Below are 23,949 nucleotides of genomic sequence, written 5' to 3'. Positions count from 1 at the left end.
GGACGCGATGGACACGCCAGCGGAGGTGAAGGCGCCGTCCGGTTTCGACCGGGCGCTGCGCATGGTCGCGCTGCTCGGCGGCGCGCTGCTGATCGCCCTGTCGGCGACCGTCGTGACCAGCGTGACGCTGCGCAGCGACCTCGTCGGCAGCGCCGGCGTGCCGGGCGATTTCGAGCTGGTGCAGATGGCGACCGCGATCGCGGCCTTCTGCTTCCTGCCCTGGTGCCAGCTGCGGCGCGGCAACATCTTCGTCGATACCTTCACGCTGAAGCTGCCGCTGCGCTGGCAGCGGCGCATCGATGCCGGCTGGGACATCCTCTACGCGCTGGTGATGGCGCTGATCTCCTGGCGACTCGCCGTCGGCGCGCGCGCGGCCTTCGCCACGGGCGAGAACAGCATGGTGCTGCAGGTGCCGAGCTATCTGCCGATCGCGCTGTGCTCGGCGCTGGCGCTGCTCGTCGCCGCGGCGGCCGCGGTCAGCGCCCGGCGCCTGCTCGGGAGTGCGACGTGAGCGGTTTCTCGATCGCGGTCATCGGCTTTGCGGTGATGCTCGGGCTGATGGTGCTGCGCCTGCCGATCGGGCTCGCCATGATGCTGGTCGGTGGCGTCGGCTACATCCAGCTCAACGGGCTCGACCCGTTCCTGAACTATATCCGCACCACGCCCTACCAGATCTTCGCCAACTACACGCTCTCGGTGATCCCGCTCTTCGTGCTGATGGGCGCCTTCGCGGAGCGCTCCGGACTCGCCGGCGACCTGTTCAAGGCGGCCTCGGCGGTCGTCGGCCATCGCCGCGGCGGGCTTGGCATGGCGGTGATCGGGGCCTGCACCGGCTTCGGTGCGATCTGCGGTTCGGCGGTGGCCACGACCGCGACCTTCTCGCGCGCGGCGCTGCCGCAGCTGCGGCACTACCGCTATGATCCAGGCTTCTCCTGCGGCGTGGTCGCGGTCGGCGGGACGCTCGGCATCCTGATCCCGCCCTCGGTCATCCTGGTCGTCTATGCGATCTCGACCGAGCAGAACATCGCCAAGCTGTTCAAGGCGGCGTTGATCCCCGGCCTGATGGCGTCGGTGTTCTACTGCATCACCATCGCGCTGATGACGCGGCGCAATCCCGAGCTCGGACCGGCCCAGCCGCGCGTCGCCTGGCCGGATCGCGTGCGGCCGCTGCTTGGGATCATCCCGGCACTGGCGATCGCCTTCGTCGTGGTCGGCGGCATCTATGGCGGGGTGTTCACGCCGACGGAGGGCGCCTCGGTCGGGGCCTTCGTGATGCTGCTGGTCGGCGTGCTGCGGGGCACGCTCAGCCTTTCGGGCATCGGCGAGGCCATCCTCCAGACGGCAGAGACCTCGGCGATGATCTTCGCCATCCTGCTCGGCGCGGAGGTGTTCAACGCCTTCCTGGCGCTGACGCAGGTGCCGACAGCGGCCGCCGAAATGATCGCCTCATCGGGCTGGGCGCCCTACACCGTGCTGGTCGGCCTGCTGGCGTTCTACATCGTGCTCGGCGGCGTCATGGATGAGCTCGCCATGATCCTGCTGACGCTGCCGGTGTTCTTCCCGATCGTGACCGCGCTCGATTTCGGCATGTCGCCCGACGATATCGCGATCTGGTTCGGTATCCTGGTGCTGATGGTCGTCGGCATCGGCATGACCTGTCCGCCGATCGGGCTCAACGTCTTCGTCGTGTCGTCGCAGGCCCGCGACGTGCCGATCACGCGGATCTATCGCGGCGTGCTGCCCTTCGTGCTGTCCGACATCATCCGGCTCGGCATCGTGGTGGCATTTCCGGCGCTCACGCTCTATCTCGTGAAGCTGCTGGAATGACGACGGAGATGCCGAAGTGGTCGTGAACGAGCTGGATATCGACGCCGTCAAGGCCGGCCTGGCAGACGGCTCCATTCTGATCGTGGATGTGCGCGAGCCGCATGAGTTCGCGGCAGGGCATATCCCCGGCTCGCACTCGCGCCCGCTCTCGCGTTTCGACCCCGCCGACCTGCCCAACGAGCCGGGCAAGCGGCTGGTTATGTCCTGCGCCGCCGGCGTGCGCTCGCTGCGCGCGCTGGAATTCGCGCAATCGGCCGGGCTCGACGTCGACAGCCATTATCTCGGCGGCTTCCGCGACTGGGTCATGCAGGGCGAGCCGGTCGAGCGCTGAGCCGGCGGCGCCAATCTTACCGACGCCCACCAAAGCCTGCCTCGGGCGCGACAGGAGCCATGAGATGACGATGCCTACCCTTCTCCGCAACGCGCTCTGCGCGGCGACGCTGCTGCTCGTGCCGCCGGGCTCCGCGCTGGCGCAGCCCGTTCAGGCGGGCCGTCCGGCGGCCGCCACGGCGGAGGAGGGCGACCTCCAGGCCGCCATCGCCAAGTCGAACGCCTATACCGCTCTGATGAACCGGACGCTGCGGGCGATCCAGTCCTGGGATCGCTATGTCAGTTGGGTCGACTTGAAGAAGGGGCCGACCGGCAAGGAGCGCTTGATCGGCTACGGCATGTACAGCCTCTATGACGTGGCCGGCGAGATCAAGAAGGCCGAGGAGGCCGCGGCCAGCGAGCCGGCGCTGCCGGAAATCGACGACACGGTCAGACGCTACACCAAGGCCTATCAGGAACTGGCGCCGCTGATCACCCGGGCCGAGCGCTATTACGAGCGCAAGGACTACCGCGACGACAACGCCGCCGAGGGGCAGAAGCTGCACGTGGCCATGGTGCCGGCGGCCAAGACCTTCCTCGCCGAGCGGGCGACGCTCGATTCGCAGATGCGGGTCTATAAGAAGGGGCTCGATGCGCGCGAACTCGCGGCGGTCGAGAAGCTGGAGGGCCGCTCGGCGCGCTGGCAGGTCCGCAACATCATGATCCAGGCGCGGGCGGTCATAGATATGATGCCGAGCAACGAGAACCCGATCGTCGACCTCAAGGCTTTCGATGCGGCGGTGGCGGACTATGCCGGCGCGGTGCGCGAGATGGACCGCTTCAAGGAGAGCGAGCCCAAGGGCGTGCCGATGCTCGAGAGCCAGGCGAGCTCCTGGCTCGGCCGGGTGCGCGACTTCCGTGAGAAGCTCGGCAAGAGCAAGGGCGACGTCAGGCGCGGCGCGGCCAACGATGCGAACCGGCTGGTGAGCTCCTATAATATGATGGTCTCGTCATCGCAGACCGCGATCCGCATGTCGCGTTGAGGCGCGAGGCCAGACACGGGTCCTGCCACGGGGCTTGCATGGAGCGCATCGCGACCGGTCGTTCGGCGGGGGCTGACCTCGGCGCGCTCCTGAGCCAGTCTTTCATTCGACTTATCTGAAGGAACACGCCCATGCGTCCCATGAAATTCGGATTCGGACAGCCGGTGCGCCGTGTCGAGGATCAGCGCCTCACCACGGGTTCCGGCCGCTATACCGACGACACCGCGGTCGAAGGCGCGCTGCACGGCTTCGTGCTGCGCTCGCAATATGCCCATGCGACCTTCAGGATCCGCGACAAGGACGCCGCCCGCGCGATGAAGGGCGTGAAGCTGATCCTGACCGGCGCGGATGTCGCCCATCTCGGCGACCTGCCCTGCAAGGGCGTGATCGCGACGGTCTCGGGCGAGATGGTGAAGCCGCTGCCCGTGCCGGTGCTGCCGACCGATACCGTCCGCCATCTCGGCGAGGCGGTGGCCTTCGTCGTCGCCGAGACGCTGGCCCAGGCCCGCGATGCGGCCGAGGCGATCGACATCGAATGGACGTCGCTGCCGTCCGTGACGGGCATCGAGGCGGCGTTGGACCCTAAGGCGCCGCAGATCTGGCCGGACCGGCCGGGCAACGTCGCCTTCGAGGCCGAGCAGGGAGACAGGGCCAAGGCCGATGCCGCCTTCGCCAAGGCCGACCGCACCGTCTCCGTCACCATCGTCAACAACCGGCTCGCCTCCAACTACATGGAGACGCGGGCCTGCATCGCCGAATACGACAAGGCGACGAAGCGCTGGACGCTGACGCTGGGCAGCCAGGGCAGCCACGGCACCCGCGAAATCCTTGCCGACTACATCCTCAAGGTCGACCAGTCGCGTATCCGCGTGGTGACGCCGGATGTCGGCGGCGGCTTCGGTACCAAGATCTTCATGTATCGCGAATACCCGCTGACCATGGTCGCGGCCGAGAAGCTGAAGCGTCCAGTGCGCTGGGTGGCGGACCGCACCGAGCACTTCCTCGCCGACACCCATGGCCGTGCCAACCTCTCCACCGCGACGATGGCGCTCGACAAGCGCGGCAAATTCATCGGCCTGAAGGTCGATCTCGCCGCCGAGATGGGCGCCTATCTCTCGCAATACGGACCCTTCATCCCCTGGGTCGGCACCACGATGACACCGGGCTGCTACAGCATCCCGGCGGTGCATGTGCGCTTCCGCGGCGTGCTGACCAACACCATGGCGGTCGACGCCTATCGCGGCGCCGGGCGGCCCGAGGCCGCCTATCTGATCGAACGGTTGGTCGATGCGGTCGCGCGCGAGACCGGCAAGACGCCGGATGCGGTGCGGGCGCTCAACTTCGTCAAGCCGAGCGAGATGCCGCACAAGACCCAGACCGGCCCGGTCTACGATTCCGGTGAGTTCGAGGGCCATATGCGCCGCGCCATGGATGTCGCGGACTGGAAGGGCTTCAAGGCTCGGCACAAGGCCGCAGCCAAGGCCGGCAAGATCCGCGGCATCGGCATGGCGAGCTATATCGAGGCCTGCGGCGGCGGCGGCCCCGAGAGCTCGACCGTGATTCTGGAAAAGGACGGGATGGTCACCGTGCTGATCGGCACGCAGTCGAACGGGCAGGGCCATGAGACGGCCTATTCGCAGCTCGTCTCCCAGCATCTCGACATCCCGATGGACCGCATCCGGGTTGTCCAGGGCGATACCGACCGGGTCGAGACCGGCTCCGGCACGGGCGGCTCGCGCTCGATTCCCGTCGGCGGCGCGGCGCTCGACAAGGCGACCGCGATCCTCTCCGACAACCTCAAGCAGCTCGCTTCCGAGAAGCTCGAGGCGGGCATCGGCGACCTCGAAATCGCGGAGGGCGCGGTGCGCGTCGTCGGCACCGACAAGGCGCTGGACCTTGCCGCCATCGCGGCGCTGCCGGGCGCGACACAGGCGATGCTGAAGGTGCACCAGAGCTGGGAGCCGCCGGAGGCGACCTATCCGAACGGCACCCATGTCTGCGAACTCGAGATCGACCCGCAGACCGGGGGCACCGAGATCGTGAATTATGTCGTGGTCGATGATTTCGGCATGACGCTGAATCCGATCATGCTGCAAGGGCAGGTCCATGGTGGCGCAGCCCAGGGCATCGGCCAGGCCCTGATGGAGGAAATCCGCTTCGACCCGGAAGGCCAGATGCTGACCGCGACCTTCATGGACTACGCGCTGCCGCGGGCCATCGACGTGCCGAACTTCCATTTCGAGACGCGCAACGTCCGCTGTGTCACCAATGCGCTCGGCGTGAAGGGGGCGGGCGAGGCCGGCGCGATCGGGGCCTGCCCTGCGGTGATGAACGCGATGGTCGATGCGCTCGATCGGGCGGTGGGTATCAAGGCGATCGACATGCCGGCGACGCCGCTCAAGGTCTTCAACGCGCTGAAGGAGGCCGGGTATCCGCTTTGATGCAAGCGCTTGCTTGCATTCTTGCAGGATGACTCACGAAAATGGCACTTGGCTGCGGCGCTGTGATCGTTTGATCTGGAATGGTTCCAAACGGTGCCATTCCGGCGACCGCAGCATCCGAGGAAAAGCCTCCATGATCCGTACCGCTCTCGTCGTCGCCTGCATCGGGCTGGGCCTGACTGCTGTCGTCGCGCAGTCCGATCCGATTACTGAGCGCCGCAACACCATGAAGGCGGTCGGGGCCGCGACACGTGACGGCGCGGCGATGGCGAAAGGCGAGGCAGCCTTCGATACCGGCAAGGCCAAGGCGATCGCCAAGGTCTATTCCGACGCGGCGAAGAAGGTTCCGGGCCTGTATCCGGAGACGTCGAAGACCGGCGGAGACACCACCGCCTCGCCGAAGATCTGGGAGGACCAGGCCGGCTTCAAGGAGGCCTTCGCCAGGTTCGATACGGCCGCCAACACGGTCGGCGCCGCCGCCGATCTCGACGGGTTCCGCGCCGCTTTCGGCAACGCGACCAAGAACTGCGGCGCCTGCCACGAGGTCTATCGCATCAAGAAGTGAGGGGGTGGCCTTGCTGACCCCCATGCGGGAGTGGCGGGGCGCGCGCCACGCCGCTCATGCGCCCGGGCTGGAGCTGTCGTGCGCCTTCGCGCTATGATCCGCGGGTCGGCGGTGACGCCGGCCCGGCCTGAAACGTTTCCGGAGAAGCGAGATGCTGCGCCTGCGCCGTCTGCTGGTCACCCTCGTCCTGCTGGCGGCTATCGGGCTCGGCGGCTTCTATGTGCTGACCGACCCGCGCGTGGTCTCGCCCTCGCCGGAGATCGGCGCTCTATCGGCGCCCGATCTCGAGAACGGCCGGCTGCTCTTCGCTGCGGGCGGCTGCGCCTCCTGCCATGCCACGCCGGGGCAGGACGACAAGCTCAGGCTCGGCGGCGGACATGTGCTCGCCTCCGCCTTCGGCAAATTCCATGTGCCGAACATCTCGCCGCATACGCGAGACGGCATCGGCAATTGGGGCGTGCAGGACTTCGTCGATGCGATGGCCGCAGGCGTCTCGCCGCAGGGGCAGCACTACTACCCGTCCTTCCCCTACACCTCCTACCGGCTGATGCCGCCGAAGGCGCTGGCCGACCTCTTCGCCTATATCCGCACGCTCGCCCCCGTCGAAGGGCGCGCCCCGGCGCATGAACTGCCGTTCCCGTTCAACATCCGCCGCGTCGTCGGCGGCTGGAAACTGCTGTTCTTCCAGGGGGCGGCGTTCGAGCCCGATCCGTCGAAAAGTGCGGAATGGAACCGTGGCGCCTTCCTGGTGAACGGCCCCGGCCATTGCGCCGAATGCCACTCCAGCCGCAATGCGCTCGGCGCGATCGTCCAGGCGACGCGCTTCGCCGGCGGGCCGGACCCGGAAGGCAAGGGCTGGGTGCCGAGCATCACCCAGCATCCCGACGCGCTCGGAAAGTGGTCGAAGGAGGAGATCGCCGAACTCCTCAAGAGCGGCTTCACGCCGGATTTCGACAGCGTGGGCGGGACGATGGCCGCGGTGGTGCGCAACACCGCGCAACTGCCCGATGCCGACCGGCTGGCGATGGCGGAATACCTGAAGTCGCTGCCGCCTCTCGAGGGGCCGAAGACGCCGCAGGCCGGCGGGTGAAAGGACCACCTGCCCGATGGAGCGAGGGCTTCGGGATGGCTGAAAGCGACGCCAGACAGGCTCGACCCGCGTTGACAACGCAAATCGCGGGGAGCAGCTTTCCTTAGGGCAAGCGAGGGGGGCTCATCGATCGGCACATCCGTCCAGACCATGCGTGCGAATGGTCCGTTCGGAGGGAAGCGGAACGGAGGGCACCATGAGAAAGCTATTGGTCGCCGCCACAGCCGTGGCGGCGCTGTACTGCGGCCCCGCGATCTCAGCCAACGCCAACAAGCAGCTCGGCAAGGTTCATTTCGAGACGTCTTGCACACCGGCCGCGCAGAAGCTGTTCAACCAGGGCATGCTGTATCAGCATTCGTTCTGGTACCGCGCCTCGAACAGATCGTTCGAAGACGCACTCAAGGCCGACCCGCAATGCGCGATCGCGCAGTGGGGCATCGCCCTGAGCCTTCTCTACAATCCGCATGCGCCACCGCCTCCCGCGAACCTTCCGCTCGGGCTGGCCGCGATCCAGAAGGCCAAGGCGCTGAACGCGAAGACCCAGCGCGAACGCGATTACATCGATGCGCTGGGCGCGATGTATGTCGATTACGATAGGATAGACCACCGCACCCGGGTGCAGAATTACCTCAAGGCGCAAGAGCAGGTCGCGCAGACATATCCGAAGGACATCGAGGCGCAGATCGGCTACGCGATCACTCTCAACGTCGCAGCTTCACCGACTGACAAGACCTACGCCAACCAGCTCAAGGGCGCAGCCTTGCTCGAGCCGATCTACAAGCAGCAGCCTCAGCATCCCGGCGTCGCGCATTATCTGATCCATCTCTACGACTATCCGCCGATCGCCGATAAGGGCCTGAACGCCGCGAAGCGTTACGCCAAGATCGCGCCGGCTGCGCCGCACGCCCAGCACATGCCGTCCCACATCTTCACGCGCGTCGGCCATTGGAAGGATTCGATTGCCGCCAATGCCGAATCCGCGCGCGTCGCCAAGCTCGACGGCGAGCAGCACGATCAGGCGCATGGCATGGACTATCTGGTCTATGCGCATCTCCAACTGGCGCAGGACAAGAAGGCCGCGGCCATCGTCAACGAAATGAATGCGATCGACTTCAAGATCGACCGCTTTGCCGGGCCGTATGGAGTGGCGGCGAGCAATGCGCGCTATGTGGTCGAACGCGGCGACTGGAAGGCTGCGGCCGCACTCCAGCCCCGGCAGACCCGATATCTCTACGCGGATGCGGTCACGCATTTCGCGCGTGCGCTCGGCGCGGCGCGCTCCGGCGATCCGGCGGCCGCCAAGGCGGATGTCGACAAGCTCGGCGAGCTCAGCGCCAAGCTCAAGGACGCGAAGGACGCCTATTGGTCCGAGATCGTCGCCATCCAGCAGCAGGTTGCCGGCGCCTGGGTGCTTTACGCCGAAGGCCGGCATGACGAGGCGCTGAAGGCCCTGAGCGCCGCCGCCGATGCCGAAGACAAGACCGAAAAGCACCCGGTGACGCCGGGCCCGCTGGCTCCGGCGCGCGAGCTTTATGCAGCGATGCTGCTCGACCGCGGGATGACGACGGAGGCGCTTGTTGCTTATGAGGCTGTGCTGGTGAAGGAACCTAACCGGCTCGCGACCTATGCCGGTGCGGCGAAGGCGGCCAGCAAGCTCGGCAACAGCGCCAAGGCCAAGCAGTACGTCGCCAAGGTGATGGTGCTGACCAGGGACGCCGACACGCAGCGGCCGGAACTGATCGAACTGCGGGCCGGCAGATCCGCCTCCGCGGCACCTCTGCGGTAGCTGGCTACGCGAGAAAGGCGAATGGCCGGCGAGCTTCGGCCATTCGCTATTTGATCCAGAACCGGAGCGGCGCATCGCGCCGATCGTAGCAACTCATCATGCCGACATAGGCATCCGACTTCCTGCCCCTGAACGTGCAGGCGGTACCGTCGATGGTCAGAGTCGCCCTGACCCGTGAGGTCCCCAGCAGTTGAAGTCTAATCTCGCCAGCGCGCGTTTCCGGCCCATCCGCCGAGCAGATTCCGGTGTGCTTGAGAACGATGGGGCCGCCGAATTCCTGCCTGGCGCCGGTTGCGGCGAGATTGCCGGTCAGCTCCCATTCTCCGAGCACACCGGCCTGGCCGATCAGCTCCAGGGCGTCGGCAGAGGTGGCCGAAACTGCGGCGAGAGCGGCGACAACGAGTGCGCGCATTGCAGAGCCCAGCAATAGCCGGCGGTTCATATCGATTGCAGCTAGGCGGCAGTATGATCCCTTGCGTTGCGGACGCAAGCCGTCGTGCCCGTCAACGGGGCTATCTCACTCCATCACCGCAGCCTTGAGGATGCACACCATCAGCGCAGTGCCGGGCTCGGTCCCGACGCAGCGGACGACATGGCGGCGGTCGCAGCGATAGCGCAGCGTCTCGCCGGCCTTGGCGCGCTGGATGATGTCGCCGACCTCGACTTCGAATTCGCCGGAGGTCACGGAGAGCGATTCGATCGAGCCGCGCTGGTGGCCTTCGGAGTCGAGCTCGCCGCCGGGCTCGGAGGTCACCTCATACCATTGCAGCCATTCGACCGTCTTGATCCAGCCGATGATGGCGAGGCGCAGCTTGCCGTCCTCGGAGACCAGGATCGGCGTGTCGGCGCGGGCCGTCTTCTCGATGAAGGGCTCTTCTTCGCCGCTGGAGAGCACGCGCTCGATCGAGATGTCGAGCGCCTGGGAGAGCCGCCAGATCGTCGCGAGCGTCGGGTTTGTCTCGTTGCGCTCGATCTGGCTGATGATCGACTTGGCGACGCCGGACTGTTCGGCGAGGTCCGAGAGCGAGAAGTTGTAGGCCTTGCGCAGGCGCTGGATCGTCTTGCCGAGCTGGCCGGAAATGACCTGGGCCCCGGATTCGAGCTCGCGTCCGCCGCGTTCCTTCGTCTCGATGCCCATGTCGTCCGGCTGCCCCGCATGCTGGATCGTTTGCGCAAGCGAACGATCGTTTGTCTGAGCGGACAATGCCTCTTTGCCGCTGCCGGAGCAAGCAATCAGGGGCCGCCTCGCCGAAGAAAGCGCCGACAGCAGTGCCGCTGACGATGCGGCAAGTGCTTGATTTCAGGCGGTTCCCAGCCCGCCGCGGCGAGAGGCGACGGCGTCAGGTGCTGCGGGTCGAGCCGACCTCGCGCTGCTTGCGGTTCATCAGGCCAAGGCGCTGCTCGCGGAAAATCACGTAGATGCCCGAGGCGATGACGATCGCGGCGCCGATCAGGATGGTGCTGACCGGCCATTCGCCGAAAATGAACCAGCCGATGAGGACGGCCCAGATCATCGTCGAATACTCGAAGGGGGCGATCAGCGAGGCGTCGCCGAAGCGGTAGGCCTGGACGAGCAGGATCTGGCCGAGCCCGCCGAGGATGCCGATCGCGACCATCAGCACTGCGTCCTGAAGGTCCGGCATGCGCCAGCCGAAGAAGATGGTCAGGAGGCCGAGCACGCTGGTCATGAGCATGAAGTAGAAGACGATCGCGCCGGTCGGCTCGGTCCGCGTCAGGAGGCGAACCTCGATCGAGGCGAAGGCCGAGCAGAAGGCACCGGCGAGGCCCAGCGCCGCGCCGAGCGCAGGCCCGGCTTGCAGGCCATGGGACAACGTGCTTCCCGAAAGATGCGGCGAGAGCATGATCAGCACGCCGATGAAGCCGATCGCCACCGCGCTCCAGCGATAGATCCGCACGCGCTCCTTCAGCACGAGCGCCGCGAGCACGACGACGCCGAGCGGCGCGGCATAGCTCAGCGCCACCGCGTCCGAGAGTGGCAGGAACTGCAGCGCGGCGAAGCCGCAGAACATCCCGGTCGAGCCGATCACGCCGCGCTTCATGTGGCCGCGGAGGTTCTTCGTCTTGAGGGCATGCGGCAGCTCGGAGCGCCATGCCAGCCAGATCAGCAGCGGAATCAGCGCGAAGAAGGAACGGACGAAGACGAGCTCGCCCGTCGGGTAGCGCGAGGCGGCCGCCTTGATGCCGGCCGACATCAGCGTGAAGGCGAGCGCCGAGATCAGTTTCAGGCTGATGCCAAGAAGAGGGGACAATGGACCGGCACAATGGGGGAGGAAGGGCGGGGCGCCGGGAAAAGGAGCCGGGTCGTTAGAACATGTCCAGCCAGCGCCTCAAAGCGTGATGCCTGCAACCCCGACAGGCGTGCGGCGGGGAGGCACACCGCACGCCGGGCCCCTGGGAGAGCCTGACGATTACTCGCGGAAGCACGGTGTTGTCCCGGACGAGCTGCGAAGCAGCGCCGATCCGGGACCCATCGTGGAGCTCCGGAGCCCTCCGATGGATCCCGGATCAAACCCGGTAGACGGTGCGGTTCGGAGAAACAGAGTGCTCTGTTTTTAGAAATTGCCGCGGAAAGCGCCGCCGTCGATCAGGACGTTCTGCCCGGTGATGTAGCCGGCATGGGCGCTGGCCAGGAAGGCGCAGAGCTTCCCGAACTCCTCGGCCTCGCCGAAGCGGCCCGCGGGAACGCTGGCGCGCCGCTGCTTGGCGATGTCCTCGAGCGCGGCACCGCTGGTCTCGGCGGCCTTCGTCAGGCCGCTCTTCAGCCGGTCGGTGTCGAACATGCCGGGCAGGATGTTGTTGATCGTGACATTGGCATGGGCGACCTCGCGGGCCACGCCGGAGAGGAAGGCGGTGAGCCCGGCGCGGGCGGCCGAGGAGACGTCGAGCCCGCTGAGCGGCGTCAGCACGCTGGCCGAGGTGATGTTGACGATGCGCCCGAAGCGACGTTCGATCATGCCGTCGATGACGCGCTGCACCAGCTCCAGCGGCGTCGCCATGTTCTGGACGACGCCCTCCAGCAGCCCCTCGCGGGACACGTCGCGGAACGGCTTCGGCGGCGGGCCGCCATTGTTGTTGACGAGGATGTCGGGCTTCGGCGCGGCGGCAAGCAGCGCGTCCTGGCCGGCGCGGGTCGATACGTCGGCCACGACGGGAATCACCGTCGCGCCGGTGCTGGCACGAATCTGGCTGGCGGTCGCCTCGAGTGTCGTGCCGTCGCGGCCATTGATGACGACGGTGCAGCCGGCCTCGGCCAGCGCTTGCGCGCAGCCGCGGCCGAGGCCCTTGCTGGAGGCGCAGACAATGGCCGTGCGGCCGGAAATTCCAAGATCCATTCCGTTTCTCCATAGGCTTCGTGCCCTGCGCCAAGGACAGACCACGGATCGCGGCCGCCGTCATCAAAGCGCAACGCAAATCGGACACATGCCGGACGCATCGCAACGAGACGGGCCGGCTGACATGGGCGACGACCACGACGCGAAGCAGGTTCGCAGCATCTTCATCTCGGATCTGCATCTCGGCACGCGCGGGGCGCAGGCCGACCTCGTCCTCGAATTCCTGCGGGCCTATGACGCGCCGCAGATCTATCTCGTCGGCGACATCATCGACGGCTGGCGGCTGAAGAACGGCTGGTATTTCCCGCAGACGCATAACGACGTCGTGCAGAAGCTGCTGCGCAAGGTGCGCAAGGGCTCGAAGCTAATCTACGTCACCGGCAACCACGACGACTTCCTGCGGGATTTCGCGGGGCTGCAGTTCGGCGGCATCACGCTCGTCGACGAGGCCATCCACGAGACCGCCGACGGCAAGCGCATGCTGGTCATCCATGGCGACCTGTTCGACCTCGTCGTGCGCAACGCCAAATGGCTCGCCCTGCTCGGCGACTGGGCCTACACGCTCGCGCTGGCGCTCAACATGACGCTGAACAAGGTGCAGCGCTGGCTGCAGCTGCCGCATTGGTCGCTCTCGGCCTGGGCCAAGCTCAAGGTCAAGAACGCGGTCAACTATATCGGCGAATTCGAGACCTGCCTCGCCGCGGAAGCGCGCCGGCACGACGCCGACGGCGTGATCTGCGGCCATATCCATCACGCCGCCCATCGCGAGATCGAGGGGCTGACCTATATCAACACCGGCGACTGGGTGGAGAGCTGCACGGCCTTCGTCGAGCATCACGATGGCCGCTTCGAGCTGATCCGCTGGCCGCAGGGCCGTCTCAAGGGCCAGGAACCGGTAGCGGTCATCGCACCGACGCGGCCCGTGCCGACGCTGGTCGAGGCCGCCTGATGCGCCTGCTGATCGCGACGGACGCCTGGCGTCCCCAGATCAACGGCGTCGTGCGCTCGCTGGAACGCATGGCCGCGGCGGGGCCGGATTTCGGCGTCACGCCGCGGATGCTGACGCCGGAAGGCTTCCGGCAGGTCGGGCTGCCGAGTTACCCCGATATCCGGATCGCGCTCGCGACACAGCGTGCCGTGGCCGAGCGGATCGGCGATTTCGGGCCGGATCATATTCATATCGCGACCGAAGGGCCGATCGGCTGGCTGACGCGGGCGGTCTGCCTCGCCCAGAAGCGGCCCTTTACCACGAGCTATCACACCCGTTTCCCGCAATATGTCGCGGCGCGCTGGCCGGTCCCGGAGAGCTGGAGCTACAGCTTCCTGCGCCGCTTTCATGGGCCCGCCGCGGCGGTGATGGTCTCCACGACCACGGTCGAGGCGGAGCTGCGCCGGCATGGCTTCTCCAATCTGGCGCGCTGGGGCCGCGGCGTCGATCTCGAACTGTTCCATCCGCGGCCGCAGAGCGTGCTCGACCTGCCGCGCCCGATCTTCCTCAGCGTCGGGCGCGTCGCTGTCGAGAAGAACCTCGATGCCTTCCTGTCGCTGCGGCTGCCGGGGAGCAAGGTCGTGGTCGGGGACGGACCGGCGCGCGCCGAGCTCCAGCGAGCCTTTCCCGACGCCACCTTCCTCGGCGTGCGCGAGGGCGAGGAGCTGGCGGCGATCTACGCCTCCTCGGACGTCTTCGTCTTCCCGAGCCTGACCGACACCTTCGGCATCGTGCTGCTGGAGGCGGCGGCGAGCGGGCTGCCGGTCGCGGCCTTCCCGGTGCAGGGGCCGAGCGATGTCTTCGCCGGCAGCGGGGCCGCGGTGCTGAACGAGGATCTGCGTTCGGCCGCGCTGCAGGCGCTTCGCATCCCGCGCGAGACCTGCCTTGCTCTTGCCGCGGAGCATAGCTGGCAGCGCAGCGCGGCGCAGTTCTACGGCCATATCCGGCAGGCCGCGCAGGCGGCCGGGCACCTCTCGCGCGGTGCGGCGAGCCCGGTGCAGGGCGTCACAACCTCCGCGAGCGCGCGTGCCGCGGAACGGGCGGGGCCGAAGCGCCAGCCGGCTTGAGCTGGGCGCGGAAGGCGTCCCGCCTTTCATGCACCGAGGCGATGACGAGCCCCATCGGGACGCCGAGCCCGACGAGCGCTGCTTCCGACAGCTGAAGGCTGGCCTCGATCGTCTCCGGAACCACGTCGTTGACGCCGATCTCGTAGAGATGCCGCGCATGGCTGGCGTCGCGGGCGCGCGCGACGATCACCAGATCGGGCCTGAGCACGCGCGCTGCCTGCACGATGCCGTCGACGGCGCGGGCGTTGTCGATCGTCACGATCAGGGCGGGCGCGGTTTCCAGGCCGCAGAGGCGCAGGAAGTCGGGTTTTGTCGCGTCGCCATAATAGGCGGGGCGGCCGGCACGGCGCTGGGTCGTGATCAATGTCGCGTCGGAATCGACGACGATATAGGGCCTGCCGTGTTCTTCGAGCATACTGCCGACGAGCTGGCCGACGCGTCCGGAGCCGACGACGATGGCGCGGGCCGGATGATCGCCGGGCGGCAGGATCTTGGCCTCCTCGGGCAGGACGACGGGCACGGCCAGCTTCGCGGCCAGCGCCCGCGCGAGGCGCGCCAGCAGGGGCAGCGAGACCATGGTCAGCGACACGCCGGCCAGGACGAGGCTCGCCGGCTCTTCGTCCAGGAGATTGGCGGCGACGGCGCCGCTCAGCAGCACGAAGGCGAATTCGCCGCCCGGGCCGACCATGATCGCCGTTTCCAGCGCCGTCGCCTTCGAGAGACGGAAGAGGCGGCCGAGACCGAAGACGAGCAGCGACTTCGTGGCGAAAAGGCCGATGGCGATGCCGCCGATGGCGACGGGGTGGGTGGCGATCTGGGCCGGGTTCACCCCCATGCCGACGGTGAGGAAGAAGACGCCGATCAACAGCGACTTGAACGGGTCGATCGTGACCTCGATGGCGCGCCGGTATTCGGTTTCGGCCAGCAGCAGGCCGGCGATGAAGGCCCCTAGCCCCATCGAGAGCCCTGCAGCCGCGGCGATCATCCCGGTCCCGATGGCGATGAGCAGTGTCGCCGCCATGAAGCTCTCGGGCGATTCGGCGGAGGCGACGAGCCGCAGGAGAGGCCTGAGTGCGCGGCGGCCCACCAGGACGATGATCGCGATGGCGGCGAAGGCCTGCAGCAACGCCTGGGCAAAGCCCGCCAGCAGCGAGCCGCCGCCGTTCTGCGCGCCCAGAACGCTGACCAGGAAGAGCAGCGGCACCACCGCGATGTCCTGGCAGATCAGCACGGCGAAGCTGGCGCGGCCGGCGGACGACATCATGCGACGCTTGGCGGAGAGCAGCTCGACCACCATCGCGGTCGAGGATAGCGCCAGTCCGAAGCCGATGATCAGCGAGGCCGCAGCCGGCTGGCCGAGCGCATAGGCGGCTGTCCCGATGATGGCGGCCGAGAGTGCGATCTGGCCCAGCCCCAGGCCGAAGACCAGCCGGCGCATCGTCATCAGCCGTTCGAAGGAGAGCTCGAGCCCGATCACGAAGAGCAGGAAGGCGACCCCCAGTTCGGCCGGCCCGGCCAGGGCCTCGGGGCTGGACACCGTGATGGTGCTGAGCAGCGGCATGGAGGAAACCAGGCCGCCGAGGCCGAAGGGGCCCAGCAGCGCGCCGCAGGCCATGAAGGCGACGACGGTGTTGATCCGGAAGCTCTTGGCGATCGGCACGATCACGCCTGCCGTCGCGAGCACGACGGCCGCGTCCTTGTAGACCGAAGGATCGATGGTTCCGGCCAAGGGAGCACCTTGCGGTTCGGCGCGGGAAGGCAGCCTGCCGACTGTGCGTTCGGAATCGTGGCAAGACAACCGTCGTAACGTCTGCGATCCGCCGAAATTCGCGTTTCGATCCGAGGCCTTAGGCCGACCGGCTCGCGCAGGCCCGGCGCGGGGGAGGTTTCCAGTTCGGAGCTTCCTGGGCTAGCCTTGAGCGCCATCCCTCAGAAAGCTTCCGCATGCGTTTTGCCGGTACCGAGAATTACGTCGCCACCGATGACCTCACCGTTGCGGTCAATGCCGCCATCCGGCTGGAGCGGCCGCTGCTCGTGAAGGGCGAGCCGGGCACCGGCAAGACCGTGCTGGCCGAGGAGATCGCGGCGGCGCTGAAGGCCCCGCTGATCACCTGGCACGTCAAGTCGACAACCAAGGCGCAGCAGGGGCTCTACGAATACGATGCCGTCAGCCGCCTGCGCGACAGCCAGCTCGGCGATCCGCGCGTCTCCGACATCGGCAATTACATCAAGCGCGGCAAGCTCTGGGAGGCCTTTGCCGCGCCCGAGCGCCCGGTGCTGCTGATCGACGAGATCGACAAGGCCGATATCGAGTTTCCCAACGACCTGCTGCTCGAGCTCGACCGCATGGAGTTCCATGTCTACGAGACCGGCGAGACGGTTCGTGCGGCGCGGCGGCCGGTGATGATCATCACCTCCAACAACGAGAAGGAGCTGCCGGACGCCTTCCTGCGCCGCTGCTTCTTCCACTACATCCGCTTTCCCGATGCCGAGACAATGCAGGCCATCGTCGAGGTGCATTTCCCCGGCATCAAGAAGCGGCTGATAGAGGAGGCGCTGAAGCTGTTCTTCGAGGTCCGCGACGTGCCCGGCATCAAGAAGAAGCCCTCGACGTCGGAACTGCTCGACTGGCTGAAGCTGCTCGTCGCCGAGGATATCGGCCCCGAAGTGCTGCGCGAGCGCGACCCGCGCAAGCTGATCCCGCCGCTGCATGGTGCGCTGCTCAAGAACGAGCAGGACGTCTCGCTGTTCGAGAAGCTCGCCTTCATGGTCCGGCGCGAGAGCCGCTGAGGGCGAGAACAGGGGCGTCATTCTCGGGCGGCGCGTCAGCGGCGTCCCGAGAAGCTTTGGCAGGAAGGGGCGAGAACCGCCCCTCGCAAATCGGCCTCCTTATCACTAGGTTCGACGCATGCGCCGCCTGATGCTTCTCCGCCACGCGAAATCGAACTGGCCCGCCGGGACGGCTGACCGCGACCGCCCGCTCGCGGCGCGCGGCCGCGAGGCCGCCCCCGTGATGGGGCGCTATCTGGCGGATGAATTGCTGCTGCCCGACCTCGTACTGGTCTCGCCGGCACGCCGGACCCAGGAAACCTGGGATCTTGTCGCGCCGATGCTGCCCGAGAAGCCCGCCAGCCAGAATGAGCCGCGCATTTACGAGGCCAAGGCGCATCGGCTCCTCGACGTCGTCCGGGAGACGGAAGGCACGGTGCGGACGCTGCTGATGATCGGCCACAATCCCGGTTTCGAGGATCTGGCGGCGCTGCTGGCCGGCCATGGCGACCGCTATGCCGCGGCGCGGATGAGCCAGAAATATCCGACCTGCGGCCTTGCCGTCCTCGATTTCGCGGTCGAAGATTGGCGCGATCTCGGCCCGCGCGGCGGCCGGCTCGACCGTTTCGTGACGCCAGCCTCGCTCGGCGAAGGCCCCGACGAGTGAGGCCCGCGGTCTCGTGAGCGAGCGCTCCTATCTGGACGAGGCCCGCAATGCCGCGCTGGCCTTCGGCGACAGCCTGCTCGGCATGGCCAAGCCGCGGCTTCGGCTCGGCGTTACCGGCCTGTCACGCTCGGGCAAGACGGTCTTCACCACGGCGCTGATCGAGAACCTGATCGAGGGCGCGAAGCTGCCGGTGTTGAAGGCGGCGAGCGAGGGGCGGATCTCGCGGGTGCGCCTCGTGCCGCAGCCGGACCCGGACGTGCCGCGCTTCCCCTACGAGGCGCATCGCGCGGCCCTTGGCGGGCCGGAGCGGCGCTGGCCGGAATCGACGCGGCGGATCGCGGAGCTGCGCGTCGAGATCGACTACGAGCGCGCCGCCGGCTGGTTCAAGGGGCCGGCGACGCTGACGCTCGACATCGTCGACTATCCCGGCGAATGGCTGCTCGACCTCGCCCTGATCGGGCAGGACTACAAGATGTGGTCGCGCCAGGCCGTCGGCGATGCGCGCAAGGCGCATCGGCTGGCGGCCGCATCCGATTGGCTCGCCGACCTGCCGCGGCGCGACCCTGCCGGGCCACCCGACGAATTGGCGGCAGAAGCGGCGAGCGATCTGTTCAAGGCCTATCTCGCGCGGCTGCGGGCCGATCCCGAAGCGGTGGCGGTGACGCCGCCCGGGCGCTTCCTGATGCCGGGCGACCTCGAAGGCTCGCCGGCGCTGACCTTCGCGCCGCTCGATCTCGGCCATGATTCCGAGCCGCAGCCCGGCACGCTGGGCGGGCTGATGGCCGAGCGTTTCGAGGCCTATAAGCGCGTCGTCGTGGCGCCGTTCTTCCGCGACCATTTCGCCCGGCTCGACCGGCAAATCGTCCTCGTCGACGTGCTGGCAGCGCTGGATGCCGGGGCGCCGGCCCTGGCAGATCTGGAGACGGCGCTCGGCCAGGCGCTCGCTGCCTTCGAAGTCGGGCGCAACTCGTGGCTGTCGAGCCTGTTTTCGCCGCGCATCGAGCGCGTGCTCTTCGCCGCGACCAAGGCCGACCATGTCCACCACACCAGCCATGATCGCCTTGCGGCGGTGATGTCGCATCTCGTTTCCCGCGCCGCTGCCCGTGCGCAGGGCGCCGGCGCACGGGTGGAGGCGATGGCGCTTGCCGCCGTGCGGGCGACCCGCGAGGTGAGGATCAAGCAGGGGCGCGACGAGCTGCCGGCCATCGCCGGTGTTCCGGAAGCGGGCGAGACGATCGACGGCGAGGTCTTCGACGGGGTTGCGGAAGCTGCGATCTTTCCGGGCGAGCTTCCGGAGAAGCCCGAGGCCGTGTTCGATCCACAGGCGCGTTGGCAGATCCGGGCGCCGCGATTCCGCCCGCCATTGGTGGTAGCCGATGCCGGCGGGCGGACCCGACCGCCGCCGCAGATCCGGCTCGACCGGGCACTCGAATTCCTGATCGGGGACCGGCTGGCATGAGCAAGGCTCCGCGCGCGATCAGGCTCGATCCGGCCAATCCCGACACTGCCATGGAGGAGGTCGTCCGGGGCGGCGGCGTCGCGATCCTGCCGGAAAGCGAGCCGATCGACGCGCTCGAACCGGCGGTCGTGCCGGTGGCCAGGCGCCGCTTCTCCTGGGGTTCGCTCTTCGTCGCTGGGCTCTCCGGCTTCCTGGCGCTGGCCGCGGGTGTCTGGGTCGAGAATACCATCACCGAACTGATGCGGCAGAACCCGGCGCTCGGCTATGCGGCGCTGGCTTGCGCGGCTGTGGCGGCGGTGGCGCTCCTCGCGATGCTCGCACGCGTGCTGCGCGACATCCTGCGGGAGCGGAAGGTGGAGGCGCTGCGACTGCGCGCCACGGAGCTGCTCGCCGGCGGCACGCTCGACCAAGCGAAGGCGCTCGCGGGAGACCTCCTCGGGCTCTACAAGGGGCGCGCGCAGACCGCGAAGGGCAGGGCCGGGCTGGAAGAGGCGCTGCCGCAGCTGTTCGCGCCGCGCGACGTGCTCGCGGTCACCGAGCGCAGCCTGCTCGTGCCGCTCGACGCGCAGGCGCAGGCGCAGATCGCGATCGCCGCGCGGCGCGTCTCGCTGGTCACGGCGGTGAGCCCGAGGGCGCTGGTCGACGTCGTCTTCGTGCTGGTCGCCTGCGCGCGGCTGCTGCGCGCGATCGCCGGTATCTATGCCGGCAGGCCCGGCACGCTCGGCCTGCTCAGGCTGGCCCGGCAGGTGCTCAACCATCTCGTCCTGACCGGCGGCATCGCGGCCGGCGACGCCGTGATCCAGCAGGTGGTCGGGCAGGGGCTGGCGGCGCGCCTCTCGGCCAAGCTCGGCGAAGGCGTGATCAACGGCATGCTCACCGCCCGGATCGGGCTCGCGGCGCTCGCGGTCTGCCGGCCGCTGCCCTTCATCGAGGCGACGCCGCCGACGCTGGCCGATGTCGCGGGCGACCTGACCTCCTGGGGGGGCGTGCCTGAACAGGCCGCAGGTTCGAACCGGGAATGATGTTGCCGTCCGTCCGGACCCGGCATGCCGCTAGGCAGAATCTGCCGTCCATAGCCGATCTTGCCCGGTCGAAACCGCCGCCGAAACGCTTCGGAAACCAAGCAAGCTACTGAAAAACCAGCATCCCGCACATGGCACGGGCCGTGCAACCGTTCACTCGGATTTATGGCTGCCCTCGGGGGGCGCCTGTCGAGGTGAGGGTTTCATGGGTGTCTTCAGCGCGTTGACGACAGCGGTTTCGGGGATGCAGGCGCAGTCCTATGCGCTAGAAAACATCTCCGGCAACATCGCCAATTCCCGCACGGCCGGCTTCAAGCGAGTCGACACGACCTTTGCGGACCTGGTGCCGGATTCGGCGCTGAACCGGCAGATCGCGGGTTCGGTTGCCGCCTTCAGCCAGGCGACGAATTCGATCCAGGGCGATCTGAACGCGACCCGCATCGAGACCAATGCGGCGATCAACGGCGATGGCTTCTTCGTCGTCGACCAGCGCCTGAACGGCGTCGGCAGCAACATGCAGTTCGCGAACAGCAATCTCTACACGCGGCGCGGCGATTTCGACTTCGACGCCAACGGCTATCTGGTCAATGGCGCTGGCTACTATCTCAAGGGCCTGAAGATCGACACGGTGACGGGCTCGCTGATCGGCACCCAGCCCGAGGTCCTGCGCATCACCAAGGAGCAGTTCCCGGCCAAGGCAACGAGCTCGATCGAGTATCGCGCCAATATTCCGGCGGTCCCAGGCACGACGAATGCCTCGAACGGCGGAAGCCATCTTCTGGACGGCGCGAGCGTGACGGCTGCGGTCGCGCCCGCCGTCTACGACACGGTGCAGGGCGCCAATATCACGAACTTCCTGTCCAGCACCATTCCCGGCGGGTCGGTCACGGTCTACGACTCGCTCGGCAAGGCGACCAGCGTCGAACTGCGCTGGGGGAAAACCACCAACGCAGCGCCTGCGGTCCCAGCGGATCCGACTGCGGTTCCGCCGATCGCTGGCTCGCCCGCCACGGCCGATACCTGGAGCCTTTTCGTCGCCCAGGACACCTCCGCGACCGGTACTGCAACGGCTTATGTGAAGGCGCCCACGGCGGTCACCTTTGACGCGACGGGGCAGATGGTCAATCCGGGCACCGGCAACATCACGCTGCCGGAGATGATGATCGCCGGCACGATGATCAGCACGGCGGCCAACCCGATCAACCTCACGGTGGGCAGCAACGGCCTGACCCAGAACGGCGACGTCAGCGGCCAGATCGATGCGCGCTCGATCCGGCAGGACGGCTATACCGCCGGCACGCTCGACAGGACGTCGGTCTCCGCAGACGGCCAGGTCATCGGCACCTTCAGCAACGGACAGGTGGTCGCGCTGGCGCAGCTCTCCGTCGCGCGCTTCAACGCCGACAACGCCCTGAAGCGCCTCGACGGCGGCGCCTTCGAGGAGACGATCGAATCCGGCCCGCCGATCATCGGGCTTGGCACATCGCAGCTCATCGGCGGCAATGTCGAGCAGTCCAACACCGACATTGCCGACGAATTCTCGAAGATGATCGTCACCCAACAGGCCTACTCGGCCAACACCAAGGTGATCACCACGGCGCAGGAAATGCTGCGCGACGTCTTCAGCATCATCCGCTGAGGTCTTCGAAGCAGGGTTTGGCGCGGCCCAGAAGGGCCGCTAGTCGCGACAGGAGCTTGCGATGGGTCTCAGCACGTCTCTCAATACGGCGATCGCGGGGCTGAACACCACGCAGATCGGCATCGGCGTCGTCTCGCAGAACATCGCCAATGCCGGGACAACGGGCTATGTCCGGCGCACCGTCTCCACCGCCGACAGCCTGAGTGGCCTGACGGTCGGGACGCAGAGCACGCAGGTCCAGCGCATGCTCGACAAGATCGTCCAGCACCAGCTCTGGCAGGAATCGGCGGGGGCCGCCTACACCTCGACCCGCGCCGACATGCTCTCCAGCGTCGACAAGCTCTATGGCGCGCCCGGCAGCGCGACGGCGCTGGACACGATCTACAACGGTTTCACCAGCGCGCTGCAGGCGCTGCAGAACGACCCATCCAACTACAACCTGCGCACCTCCGTGCTGGATTCGGCGAGCCTGCTCGCCTCCCGGCTCAACACCCTGTCGGACGGCGTGCAGGCGCTGCGGGGACAGGCCGAAAGCGGCATCGCCAACGCCGTCACGCAGGTCAACAATCTGCTCGGCGCACTGACGAACGTGAATGCCCGGATCGTCGGCAGCCCGAACGATGCGGGGGTGGCCGGGCTCAAGGACCAGCGCGACCTGATCCTGTCCGAGCTGTCCCAGTACATGGACATCAAGACGAGCGAGGACGCGCGCGGCTCGATCAGCGTCGTCACCGGCTCGGGCACGCAGATCTTCGACGGCCGCCCCGCGGTCACTTTCGGCTTCGACGAGCACTCCTCGCCCGGGCCGGACGACCAGTGGAGCACCGATCCCGCCCGGCGCGGCGTCGGCACCATCACGATGACCACCAGCTCCGGTGGCGTGATGGACGCCATCGCCAACAAGACCTTTCGCTCGGGCGAGATCGCGGCGCTCGTCGAGATGCGGGACAAGACGCTGGTCCAGGCGCAGGCCCAGCTGGACGAGATCGCAGCGCAGATGGCGCGTGCGCTTTCGGACCGCGAGATCGCCGGCACGGCGGTGGATACCGGCACGGCGACCGGGTTCGAGGTCGATATGGCCGACCTGAAGGCAGGCAACAGCATCACGCTCGACTATGCGGTGACGCCGGGCGGCGCGACGCAGCGCTTCACCTTCGTACGCGTCGAGTCGGCGGCTTCGCTGCCGCTTCCGGCCTCGGCCAGCGGCGACGCCAACAACCGCGTCATCGGCATCGACTTCTCCGGCGGGCCCGCCTCGGTCGCGGCGCAGATGCAGGCGGCGATAGGCGGCGGCTTCACCGTCTCTAACACCGGCTCGGTACTGACCATCGTCGATGACGGCGCGGCCGGCACCCGCGACGTCAAGGCTCTCACCGCACGGCCGACGGCGACAGGGCTCTCCGGCGGCAGCGCCGAACTGCCCTTCTTCGTCGACGGCTCGGGCAATGCCGCCTTCACCGGCTCCTATGAGGGTGGCTCGCAGGCCGTCGGCTTTGCGGCGCGGATCAAGGTCAACCCGGCGCTGATCGCCGACCGCTCCAAGCTTGTCGCCTTCGACGCGACGACGCCGCAGGGCGATCAGACCCGTCCGCAGCTGATGCTCGAGCGGCTGACCCAGAGCCAGCGCAGCATCACCAACCACACCGGCCTCGACGGCTCGACCGCCACGACCAGCGCCACAGTCTCGAGCTTCGTGCTGCGTGTCGTGTCCTCGCAGGGGCAGGCGGTGGAAACCGCGCGACGCCTCGACGAAGGCCAGCAGGTGGCGCTCGCCGCGGTCCAGAGCCGCTTCCAGCAGGCCTCGCAGGTCAATGTCGACCAGGAGATGGCAACGCTGATCGAGCTTCAGAACGCCTACGCCGCCAATGCCCGCATCATCTCCACCGTCAAGGAGATGATGGACGTCCTGATGAGAGTGTGAGCG

The 23,949-nt window shown here is 67.6% G+C and carries 21 protein-coding genes; 16 read left to right on the top strand and 5 right to left on the bottom strand.

What is annotated here, in order from left to right; genetic code table 11:
• Positions 1-7 precede the first annotated feature (7 nt).
• The 8 genes from ASE63_RS22520 (at position 8) to ASE63_RS22485 (ending at position 9,061) form a co-directional block, all read left to right on the top strand.
• The gene (locus ASE63_RS22520) at positions 8-511 is read left to right on the top strand and encodes a TRAP transporter small permease (protein WP_056806943.1); all 504 of its coding nucleotides are present in this window, start codon (positions 8-10) and stop codon (positions 509-511) included.
• The gene (locus ASE63_RS22515; RefSeq protein ID WP_244491541.1) at positions 508-1,827 is read left to right on the top strand and encodes a TRAP transporter large permease; all 1,320 of its coding nucleotides are present in this window, start codon (positions 508-510) and stop codon (positions 1,825-1,827) included. The genes ASE63_RS22520 and ASE63_RS22515 overlap by 4 nt, the downstream gene beginning before the upstream one ends.
• 16 nt (positions 1,828-1,843) lie before the next feature.
• The gene (locus tag ASE63_RS22510; RefSeq protein ID WP_056806941.1) at positions 1,844-2,158 is read left to right on the top strand and encodes a rhodanese-like domain-containing protein; all 315 of its coding nucleotides are present in this window, start codon (positions 1,844-1,846) and stop codon (positions 2,156-2,158) included.
• A gap of 70 nt (positions 2,159-2,228) precedes the next feature.
• Positions 2,229-3,179 carry a YiiG family protein gene (locus ASE63_RS22505; protein WP_082610200.1) on the top strand — a complete coding sequence of 317 codons (951 nt, stop codon included), beginning with the start codon at positions 2,229-2,231 and terminating at the stop codon, positions 3,177-3,179.
• A 131-nt stretch (positions 3,180-3,310) separates the two neighbouring features.
• Positions 3,311-5,620, top strand: coding sequence for a xanthine dehydrogenase family protein molybdopterin-binding subunit (locus ASE63_RS22500; protein ID WP_056806938.1), 2,310 nt, complete (start codon positions 3,311-3,313; stop codon positions 5,618-5,620).
• A 133-nt stretch (positions 5,621-5,753) separates the two neighbouring features.
• Entirely contained in the window at positions 5,754-6,185 is a 432-nt protein-coding gene (locus ASE63_RS22495) for a cytochrome c (protein ID WP_056806935.1), read from the top strand.
• Between the two features lie 151 nt (positions 6,186-6,336).
• Positions 6,337-7,275 (top strand): cytochrome c, encoded by a 939-nt coding sequence (locus ASE63_RS22490; RefSeq protein ID WP_156410551.1) that lies wholly within the window; start codon positions 6,337-6,339, stop codon positions 7,273-7,275.
• Between the two features lie 196 nt (positions 7,276-7,471).
• A complete protein-coding gene (locus ASE63_RS22485) occupies positions 7,472-9,061 on the top strand; it encodes a hypothetical protein (RefSeq protein ID WP_056807468.1) in 1,590 nt (529 codons plus the stop codon).
• A 46-nt stretch (positions 9,062-9,107) separates the two neighbouring features.
• Here ASE63_RS22485 and ASE63_RS22480 read toward each other — a convergent pair whose 3' ends face one another.
• The 4 genes from ASE63_RS22480 to ASE63_RS22465 all read right to left on the bottom strand — a co-directional run bounded on the left by ASE63_RS22480 (position 9,108) and on the right by ASE63_RS22465 (position 12,414).
• Complete coding sequence (locus ASE63_RS22480) at positions 9,108-9,503, bottom strand: hypothetical protein (RefSeq protein WP_156410550.1); 396 nt, start codon at positions 9,501-9,503, stop codon at positions 9,108-9,110.
• 75 nt (positions 9,504-9,578) lie between these two features.
• Positions 9,579-10,199 (bottom strand): XRE family transcriptional regulator, encoded by a 621-nt coding sequence (locus ASE63_RS22475; protein ID WP_056806928.1) that lies wholly within the window; start codon positions 10,197-10,199, stop codon positions 9,579-9,581.
• A 202-nt stretch (positions 10,200-10,401) separates the two neighbouring features.
• On the bottom strand, positions 10,402-11,331 hold the full coding sequence (locus ASE63_RS22470) for a DMT family transporter (protein ID WP_056806925.1): 930 nt from the start codon (positions 11,329-11,331) through the stop codon (positions 10,402-10,404).
• 303 nt (positions 11,332-11,634) lie between these two features.
• A complete protein-coding gene (locus ASE63_RS22465) occupies positions 11,635-12,414 on the bottom strand; it encodes an SDR family oxidoreductase (RefSeq protein WP_056806922.1) in 780 nt (259 codons plus the stop codon).
• A gap of 124 nt (positions 12,415-12,538) precedes the next feature.
• Between ASE63_RS22465 and ASE63_RS22460 the strand changes: the two genes are divergently transcribed.
• Both ASE63_RS22460 and ASE63_RS22455 read left to right on the top strand, forming a co-directional pair.
• Positions 12,539-13,363, top strand: coding sequence for a UDP-2,3-diacylglucosamine diphosphatase (locus ASE63_RS22460; RefSeq protein WP_056806919.1), 825 nt, complete (start codon positions 12,539-12,541; stop codon positions 13,361-13,363).
• A complete protein-coding gene (locus ASE63_RS22455) occupies positions 13,363-14,469 on the top strand; it encodes a glycosyltransferase family 1 protein (RefSeq protein WP_082610199.1) in 1,107 nt (368 codons plus the stop codon). The genes ASE63_RS22460 and ASE63_RS22455 overlap by 1 nt, the downstream gene beginning before the upstream one ends.
• On the opposite strand, the gene ASE63_RS22450 is transcribed toward ASE63_RS22455, so the two are convergent.
• Complete coding sequence (locus ASE63_RS22450) at positions 14,408-16,198, bottom strand: cation:proton antiporter (protein WP_056806917.1); 1,791 nt, start codon at positions 16,196-16,198, stop codon at positions 14,408-14,410. The genes ASE63_RS22455 and ASE63_RS22450 overlap by 62 nt on opposite strands.
• Before the next feature lie 215 nt (positions 16,199-16,413).
• On the opposite strand from ASE63_RS22450, the gene ASE63_RS22445 reads away from it, so the two are divergent.
• From ASE63_RS22445 to flgK, 6 genes are all read left to right on the top strand, one after another.
• A complete protein-coding gene (locus ASE63_RS22445) occupies positions 16,414-17,259 on the top strand; it encodes a MoxR family ATPase (RefSeq protein WP_056806914.1) in 846 nt (281 codons plus the stop codon).
• 118 nt (positions 17,260-17,377) lie between these two features.
• Positions 17,378-17,905, top strand: coding sequence for a histidine phosphatase family protein (locus ASE63_RS22440; RefSeq protein ID WP_056806912.1), 528 nt, complete (start codon positions 17,378-17,380; stop codon positions 17,903-17,905).
• 31 nt (positions 17,906-17,936) lie between these two features.
• Positions 17,937-19,364: a YcjX family protein gene (locus ASE63_RS22435; protein ID WP_244491555.1), complete on the top strand. Its 1,428-nt coding sequence runs from the start codon at positions 17,937-17,939 to the stop codon at positions 19,362-19,364.
• A complete protein-coding gene (locus ASE63_RS22430; protein ID WP_056806907.1) occupies positions 19,361-20,386 on the top strand; it encodes a TIGR01620 family protein in 1,026 nt (341 codons plus the stop codon). The genes ASE63_RS22435 and ASE63_RS22430 overlap by 4 nt, the downstream gene beginning before the upstream one ends.
• Positions 20,387-20,591: 205 nt before the next feature.
• The gene (locus ASE63_RS22425; protein ID WP_082610198.1) at positions 20,592-22,025 is read left to right on the top strand and encodes a flagellar hook-basal body complex protein; all 1,434 of its coding nucleotides are present in this window, start codon (positions 20,592-20,594) and stop codon (positions 22,023-22,025) included.
• Positions 22,026-22,086: 61 nt separating this feature from the next.
• Positions 22,087-23,946 carry a flagellar hook-associated protein FlgK gene (flgK, locus tag ASE63_RS22420; RefSeq protein WP_056806900.1) on the top strand — a complete coding sequence of 620 codons (1,860 nt, stop codon included), beginning with the start codon at positions 22,087-22,089 and terminating at the stop codon, positions 23,944-23,946.
• Positions 23,947-23,949: the final 3 nt, after the last annotated feature.

The organism is Allobosea sp. Root381, from assembly GCF_001429395.1.
Classification (GTDB): Bacteria; Pseudomonadota; Alphaproteobacteria; order Rhizobiales; family Beijerinckiaceae; genus Allobosea.
The sequence above is the reverse complement of the archived record's forward strand: the minus strand, read 5'-3'. Positions and strand labels throughout refer to the sequence as shown.

Bases quoted from the DNA above. Each gene is read 5' to 3' on its own strand.
- ASE63_RS22520 (WP_056806943.1), top strand. From the start codon at position 8: ATGGACACGCCAGCGGAGGTGAAGGCGCCGTCCGGTTTCGACCGGGCG.
- ASE63_RS22505 (WP_082610200.1), top strand. From the start codon at position 2,229: ATGCCTACCCTTCTCCGCAACGCGCTCTGCGCGGCGACGCTGCTGCTC.
- ASE63_RS22500 (WP_056806938.1), top strand. From the start codon at position 3,311: ATGCGTCCCATGAAATTCGGATTCGGACAGCCGGTGCGCCGTGTCGAG.
- ASE63_RS22495 (WP_056806935.1), top strand. From the start codon at position 5,754: ATGATCCGTACCGCTCTCGTCGTCGCCTGCATCGGGCTGGGCCTGACT.
- ASE63_RS22490 (WP_156410551.1), top strand. From the start codon at position 6,337: ATGCTGCGCCTGCGCCGTCTGCTGGTCACCCTCGTCCTGCTGGCGGCT.
- ASE63_RS22485 (WP_056807468.1), top strand. From the start codon at position 7,472: ATGAGAAAGCTATTGGTCGCCGCCACAGCCGTGGCGGCGCTGTACTGC.
- ASE63_RS22480 (WP_156410550.1), bottom strand. From the start codon at position 9,503: ATGAACCGCCGGCTATTGCTGGGCTCTGCAATGCGCGCACTCGTTGTC.
- ASE63_RS22475 (WP_056806928.1), bottom strand. From the start codon at position 10,199: ATGGGCATCGAGACGAAGGAACGCGGCGGACGCGAGCTCGAATCCGGG.
- ASE63_RS22465 (WP_056806922.1), bottom strand. From the start codon at position 12,414: ATGGATCTTGGAATTTCCGGCCGCACGGCCATTGTCTGCGCCTCCAGC.
- ASE63_RS22460 (WP_056806919.1), top strand. From the start codon at position 12,539: ATGGGCGACGACCACGACGCGAAGCAGGTTCGCAGCATCTTCATCTCG.
- ASE63_RS22455 (WP_082610199.1), top strand. From the start codon at position 13,363: ATGCGCCTGCTGATCGCGACGGACGCCTGGCGTCCCCAGATCAACGGC.
- ASE63_RS22445 (WP_056806914.1), top strand. From the start codon at position 16,414: ATGCGTTTTGCCGGTACCGAGAATTACGTCGCCACCGATGACCTCACC.
- ASE63_RS22440 (WP_056806912.1), top strand. From the start codon at position 17,378: ATGCGCCGCCTGATGCTTCTCCGCCACGCGAAATCGAACTGGCCCGCC.
- ASE63_RS22430 (WP_056806907.1), top strand. From the start codon at position 19,361: ATGAGCAAGGCTCCGCGCGCGATCAGGCTCGATCCGGCCAATCCCGAC.
- ASE63_RS22425 (WP_082610198.1), top strand. From the start codon at position 20,592: ATGGGTGTCTTCAGCGCGTTGACGACAGCGGTTTCGGGGATGCAGGCG.
- flgK (WP_056806900.1), top strand. From the start codon at position 22,087: ATGGGTCTCAGCACGTCTCTCAATACGGCGATCGCGGGGCTGAACACC.